The sequence below is a fragment of the Nitrosospira sp. Nsp18 genome (assembly GCF_900103145.1).
Lineage (GTDB): Bacteria > Pseudomonadota > Gammaproteobacteria > Burkholderiales > Nitrosomonadaceae > Nitrosospira.
In genome coordinates, this window is the sequence record NZ_FMWY01000029.1 from 40,661 (window position 1) to 46,834 (window position 6,174).

The following is a 6,174-nucleotide window of genomic DNA, read 5'->3' on the forward strand; positions in this document are numbered from 1 at the left end:
CAGATCAACCTCCGTTACGCGAGGCAAGTTGAACGAACAATGCTTCGGCGTCCTCTCTGGCGGTGCTGGCGGTCCAGAGCCGGCGCGCATTCTCTCTAAGGACAATGAAGCTGTCAGCCGACGCTACCCTGACGGCACGCTTCACATAGAACGCCGGTGAGATGGGTTGGTCGAGAGCATCTGCGCACCGGGCGACGACGGATTGCCAAAACCCGTCAATATCCTGTTTCTTCAGCCCCTGTGGATCGGTCAGGGCGAAGACCACAGCGATCGCGTCGCGACCCGGCGAGGCAACCACCTGCCAATGGAATTCGGAACCTTCTGGCAGTTGCGCATTCCAAGCATCCAGAAAAGCGCTGAGGTAGGGTTGTAATCCGCCTCTGACCGGGGCGTCCCCAAGGTCTGCTCGGGTGCCATACGCAGCGTGGGGCAATGGCAAACGGTTTGTCGCCTCTGCATCCGCCCCTTTCCAGTAGAGATCATGGCTCTCGGCCCAGAAATCCTCGACTAGCTCGCGTTCCGCTTGGGAAAGCTCGAATAGGTCGAAGATGGCGTCGTCGAGCTGGTAGAGCCACGCTTTTTCGGGCGCTTCATGCGACGGAGTGCCAAAAAGCTCGAAAGTAGTAGGGGTTTGGGATGGAAGTTCGCGCAGGCAGTTTACTGCCTGCACGATACGTGCTGCAGCCTCGTCATGCTCCGATTTTGACATGCCCCAAGAGGGCTTGAGGCGCACAGGAACACGCAGAACGTCGCGTGCCGTCACCTGATCATGCCATCCGCCCCAGCTTCCTGCGGTCATGAATAGGAGATAACGGCCGAGCGAGGACCACAGCACGCCGAGCACCAGTTTCGCCTCAGTTTCGGTGAGATGTGGCAAAGGAACACAATAGAAGCTATGGCGGAAAGAGAACTCCCGCGTCTCTAGGCGCGCGACGGGGCCGATCGGTTCCCGGACTCCGCGCGTGATAACAAGGCGCTGGCCGTTATAGATGCGCTGATCGGGGTCCCGCTTGACGCCGATCGGTGGCGGAAGAAACCAGCTATCCTGCAAGGCGCCAAATGCCTGAACCTTTTTATTGTCGAGTTCACGCAGGACCGCGACCCTCCCGGACGGCAGAGCGCTCCCCCGTTGCCAACCGTACCGAGGTTCTGGATCTACATCTTTGACCGTTTCGCCAAGCGACCGCTCTAGTGTAAGCCTAGATACCAGTGCAGCATCATGATGCCCACCCCACCAAAAGACTTTCCAAAGATAATCCGCTTCCGCCAGATCGCTCTGAGCCACGACGCGCCGATCAAGTGGGACGGCGGCCAGAGAGCGTAACCGATCAACGGACCCAACCCGTCTCGCATTCCAGAACACCACCAGCTCGTCAGGTAAGGGCGACCGCTTTTCAGCTAGCAGGAACGCGAACGGTGCGACAGCTTTGGCAAAGAACACGCGTCGCACATGGGTCATGTTCACGACTTGCCTAACCGCAGCGTGCGCTAGGAGGTGGCAGCGAAACCCTCTGCTCGTATCCCGGTCATTCCAGAATATTTTCATGCCGATGAGCAGACCCAGAGTCCCGCCCTCCCGGAGCATTGTCAGGGCGCGATGAATAAACAGCTGAGAATAAGACCCTTCGCCGGTGGGCAGTTTGAATGAGACTGCCCAAAGTCGGGGTATGGAGTTTTCCGATGGCGACTCTTGCCAAGGTGGGTTGCCGACCACTACGTCGAAGCCACCGAGCGGCAAATCGAAAGCGCCAGCGGTGGCGAGCAGGCGGACGTCGCCCGCACGACCTTTGTAGCTTCTTTTGGCAGCGACGCGCAGAGACAGTTGGTGTCGCTCCTCATCAGTAAGAATAAAGGCGTCTGCAACGACCAAAATGCCAAAATGCGCCTCGTCGCGCAGACCATTGTGGATGAGATAGGGAAGCGGGCCGCTTGACACGATGTCGGGCGGCTCCTGCTGGTCGAGAAGAGCCAAATAAAGGCTGAATGCGGCTACCCGTGCGGCCTCCGCGTTGATCTCCACCCCGAAAATGCGATGCTGCAAAATTTCACGCAACTCGACGGGCGACAACTTGCGTTTCCGTCCCTGTGCTTCGTAGCGAACGATCCGCCGAAATGCTTCTACAAGGAAAATACCTGACCCACACGCTGGATCGAGAATTGTCGGCTTGAGCGCTAGGCACGCTGGCGTCAAAGTGCGGCGAAGCGCATCATGGACAAGATTTGCAGGCGTGTAGTGAGTACCGGCGCCATAGTTTAGCTCGTCTTCCGTAGAGGCGTCCCCCTCAAGACGCCCGCCAGCACGATGGGCAGATGCCCCCTTCCTTTCGCCTGCTGCTTCTCGGGCGTCCCAATCTTTTCCCAGAGATGCCTTGCGAGCCGTCTCCATGCTAAGGGCGTCATGATAGAACTGCTCGTAGATACTGCTGATCAGGGCAAGGGGGACTACCTCAAAATCATAAGCCCAGAAAAACAGAGGCTTTTGCTCGGCCTGTATCTCGCCAAGAAGAAAAGTTCGCAGCAGTTGAAGCGCCGCTTCGCCGAACCGCTTTTCCCGAGCTTCTCCAAGCGCAAACAGATCACCGTTGAAATCGGCGGCAAGGCTATTAAACAGCGCATGGGTAAAGCTGGCATTGCAGAGCACCCTATCATAGAGACGCTGCTTTCCCAGCGGTCCAAGCACGGGTATAGTGCTTTCGTCGTCGAGCGCATGCCTCCAGTCAGTATTGTCGCCAGCCACCCGTTCGAAATAGGCACGTGTCAACACCCCACGATCTTCCAGATAGCGTACGAGGATAGATCGACCAATAAGGGCATGCGCCTCAGCCATGGAAAGGCCTGTCGACTCAAGCTGTGAGCGCACATGCCTCAAATCTTCAATGAGTCGACGGTCAGCACGCGCAGGTGTGGTACCACCCACCTGCATCAGTCCCTGCAGATCGGGACCATATTCATCGATTTCGCGCGTGAGGCTGAGCACATCGGCAGCAGAGGACAGCACCCGCCAAGGATCGCTTGGAGGGGATCCACGCTTCGGGGGTAGATTGAGATCATAGATGCGAAGCTCGTGCGGAAGCGCCACGAAAAGGCATCGCGGCTCCGACATACACCAAGCGCGTCGATAAAGCTCACCCAATGCTGCTTCATCTGGCGCCGTGCGAGCGTCAGTGAACACCGCGACGGGATCACCGCGGACAAAAAGAACTTTTTCGGCTCCGAGCCTCTCCGCGAGGCTCAGCCAATCGCCCAAGTCAGTCCAGCGCTCAGCGGAACTGTCCAGCTCTTGAAGAGCGCCGGGTTCTGCCACCGCATCGAGAAGATTGTCCGACCTGTCCGAAAAGCTACTATATATCTGATCGAGGAGCGCGCGGCCTTGATTATCCACGGCATACTCCGATCGCGATTTGCAGGGCTCGGCGTTCCATCAGGCAGGTCGTCATTCAGTAAGACGGGTGGCGTGCTCAGCGGTCTGCATCACATCCGGCCTCCCGCACCAAGTTGCTTTGCTTCCATCGCATCTGGGAAACGAACGAGGGCATACTCCACAATGTAACTTTTCGAGAGCTCCGGCTTGTGCCGTTGTGCGAGCTTCTCAATGGCTTGGTTGGTCGTCTGGTCCAAGCTGACGGAAAATCTTACTTTTGAGGACATGTTGATCAAACCCTTGATGCTACACCACTATGCACCACTACGGTGCTAAAAGGAACCCTTTCTTGCCCTAAATTTGGGCACGGCGCTTACCGGTGCTTGGCGCCTCTTCTTTAAGGTTCAATTGGGAGGGCTATAGAGTAGACATCGGGCCCATCTGGCTCCCGGACGGCCGCCAAAAGCCGCCGGTTGCCGCACAAATAAATTATATCGCTATTTATCAATAAGATAGCAATTAAAAAGCGACTGAGTTAGGAAACGTGGCTCTCTCACACCCAACCAGGCAGGATAGCCGGGCATGACCGTCAGCTCGGCGATCTCGTCGAAAATTTCCTGTTCGGGCCGTGACGTCCTTATCGTCCTAGCGGTTGTAGCCGGGTCGTGGTCCTCCGTTGCTCTGTCATTCCTCCGGCTCCCTAGAACAGCCAACCTGGACGTATCCAACAGGAATACCCACGCGCCATGGCCAATAAGGTCTCATCGCCTTCACTATGAACGGCGAGAAGATGCTCAGGACCGAGCGGCTGATGAGTATAGAGGGTCAAACACCTTCCGATCGAGTCGGCATCCAAGGTTGCGTCCATAGGCTTCTACAACTGCCTCAACGCCCGAGTATCGTGGCGCGTATGCACGAGCGGCATTGTCAGCTCCAGGATGCGAGGACGACCAATGCACATCAGGAGTGCCTGAAGGTCTGGATCCTGCTGCCAGAAATAAGCAGCCTCGCCGCTCCGGCTTTCTAGAAGAAGCTCGACACCGCTGTCCTCGGTGCAGGTGGGATGGGAGATCATCCAGAATTTATTGGATCGAGCGCCGAGTTGTTCGCTCCGAAACGGACTATCGGTAAAGAGCCAATCAGCAATATCCTGAGCAAAAGCACTCGCAGCAACTTGCGTTGTCAACCGCGCACGAATTGAGTCGAGGGTGGAAAGATAGATCCCGTTCTCACGAAGCAGTTCGACCTCGGCGTCGGTCATCCGAGCGTAGTGCCAGGCACGGATAGACCGCACTTCCATCAGCCGCATGATATGTTCGGTAATCCAAATGAACTCTCGGGCATGAGGGTTCTCCGGAAATGGCATGGTGTGATCGGCGATGACGAGATAGCCCTACTAGTCGTCGGCCACTTCATTCTCATCCTTGTCATCGGTTTCGTCGGGCACCTCGCCTGCGACAAAGCCGCACTGCTCCATGAAAGTCCACGCGCGGAACCAGTTGAAGATTTCGCTGCCCTGAAGAAGCTCAAGGTCGATGTCGAGGCCGGCCGACTTAGCGGAATATAGTGACCGGAGCTGGCTGCTATAGGCCTCACGCAGCATTCCCGTCGGCCTGAACCCGAAGAGATGATGAAACACCGTCTCGATCATGCTCGTCACCATCCCGCTCCACAGCGGGCATTCGAGGTTTGCTGTTTGGCCATGGTCGAGGCACTCTTCGACCGCACGCTTCGCGATGTCGATCAGCCGACCATCGAATCCGTACATCGGCACCTCGAAGAACGCAGACTGGTCTTCCTCCTTGAGCTGCTCAAGGACCGCAGTGGCGCTCGCACTTTGCTCGTTCAGGACCTTAAACGGGTTGATCGCGCAGATGATGAGAGCATTGCGGTAGTGGTGGAAATCGTGCTCTTCCCACGGCTTGCGCATGAAGCAAAAGCCGTGGAGCCCCTCTGCCTCCATGAGTTGCGCAGCATAGGTGCTTACCTGCGAGAGGTGGTGCTTCGTGTAGTCGTTGATCCCGCTGCTCTCCTCCTTGGAATCATACCAGCCCTCCAGATCATGGAAGGACGCAACGACGCATGACATAGCTTCGTGCGAAAGGAGCCGGTTGGAAAACCGGCGGAAACTGCGTCGCCCGGCAGGAACGGTTCGAGCTTGACGCTTTCGACGGTATCGTCCCAGACAGGCTTATAGACGATGATGTCGCGGCCAGTGATGAGCAGATCGTAGAGGAATGCGTGCCGCGTGATTTCGTTGTCGAGCTTGGCCACGAGGACGTTGGTGATATCCCGCCGTCCGGAAGCGGCTGCGGCTTCTGCGATGTAATTGCTGTAGCCGAACAGCTCAGAGAAGGCGTTCCGCTCGGCAGTCTTGTCGACCTTCAGTTCAAGGACGAACAGCCCGCTCTCGTGCGTCCCAAGCAGATCAAGCTCCATCCGCTTGTCCTGTCCCGTCGGCAGCTTGACCTTTGATCCAATGAAGGTGCCGTAGCGGACGAGATCATGGAGCGCGGCAAGACGCGTAACGGCACGCTCGCGCATCAACCGCCACAACTCAAAAGAAGGTTCATCACCGAACGCGGGTTCTTCATTGTTCGATTGAACTACCAGATTATCTTCCACAGGATAAGGAAAATCTGATGTGATGACGGCCTCAAGACCGACCTTATAAATATAGTTATGAAAATCATTCTCCGAAAACTTCTTCATCTTAAACGAATTGCGCCGAATTAAATGTAACCGAAAGGTATTCTGAGAAATAACGTTGCGCCATATTGAAGGTTACCGAAAAGGAGACCTTGATATGGTAA

Annotated in this window: 4 protein-coding genes; all 4 read right to left on the reverse strand. The window is 56.4% G+C overall.

Annotated elements, in window-relative coordinates; genetic code table 11:
• Positions 1 to 4: 4 nt before the first annotated feature.
• Positions 5 to 3,382 carry an Eco57I restriction-modification methylase domain-containing protein gene (locus BLS94_RS12010; protein WP_090961355.1) on the reverse strand — a complete coding sequence of 1,126 codons (3,378 nt, stop codon included), beginning with the start codon at positions 3,380 to 3,382 and terminating at the stop codon, positions 5 to 7.
• A gap of 853 nt (positions 3,383 to 4,235) precedes the next feature.
• A complete protein-coding gene (locus BLS94_RS12015; protein WP_143021692.1) occupies positions 4,236 to 4,670 on the reverse strand; it encodes a hypothetical protein in 435 nt (144 codons plus the stop codon).
• A gap of 87 nt (positions 4,671 to 4,757) precedes the next feature.
• The gene (locus BLS94_RS12020) at positions 4,758 to 5,291 is read right to left on the reverse strand and encodes a hypothetical protein (protein WP_143021693.1); all 534 of its coding nucleotides are present in this window, start codon (positions 5,289 to 5,291) and stop codon (positions 4,758 to 4,760) included.
• Positions 5,292 to 5,344: 53 nt separating this feature from the next.
• The gene (locus tag BLS94_RS12025; RefSeq protein WP_090961365.1) at positions 5,345 to 6,073 is read right to left on the reverse strand and encodes a hypothetical protein; all 729 of its coding nucleotides are present in this window, start codon (positions 6,071 to 6,073) and stop codon (positions 5,345 to 5,347) included.
• Between the last annotated feature and the right edge of the window lie 101 nt (positions 6,074 to 6,174).

Bases quoted from the DNA above. Each gene is read 5' to 3' on its own strand.
- BLS94_RS12015 (WP_143021692.1), bottom strand. From the start codon at position 4,670: ATGCGGCTGATGGAAGTGCGGTCTATCCGTGCCTGGCACTACGCTCGG.
- BLS94_RS12020 (WP_143021693.1), bottom strand. From the start codon at position 5,291: ATGCGCAAGCCGTGGGAAGAGCACGATTTCCACCACTACCGCAATGCT.
- BLS94_RS12025 (WP_090961365.1), bottom strand. From the start codon at position 6,073: ATGAAGAAGTTTTCGGAGAATGATTTTCATAACTATATTTATAAGGTC.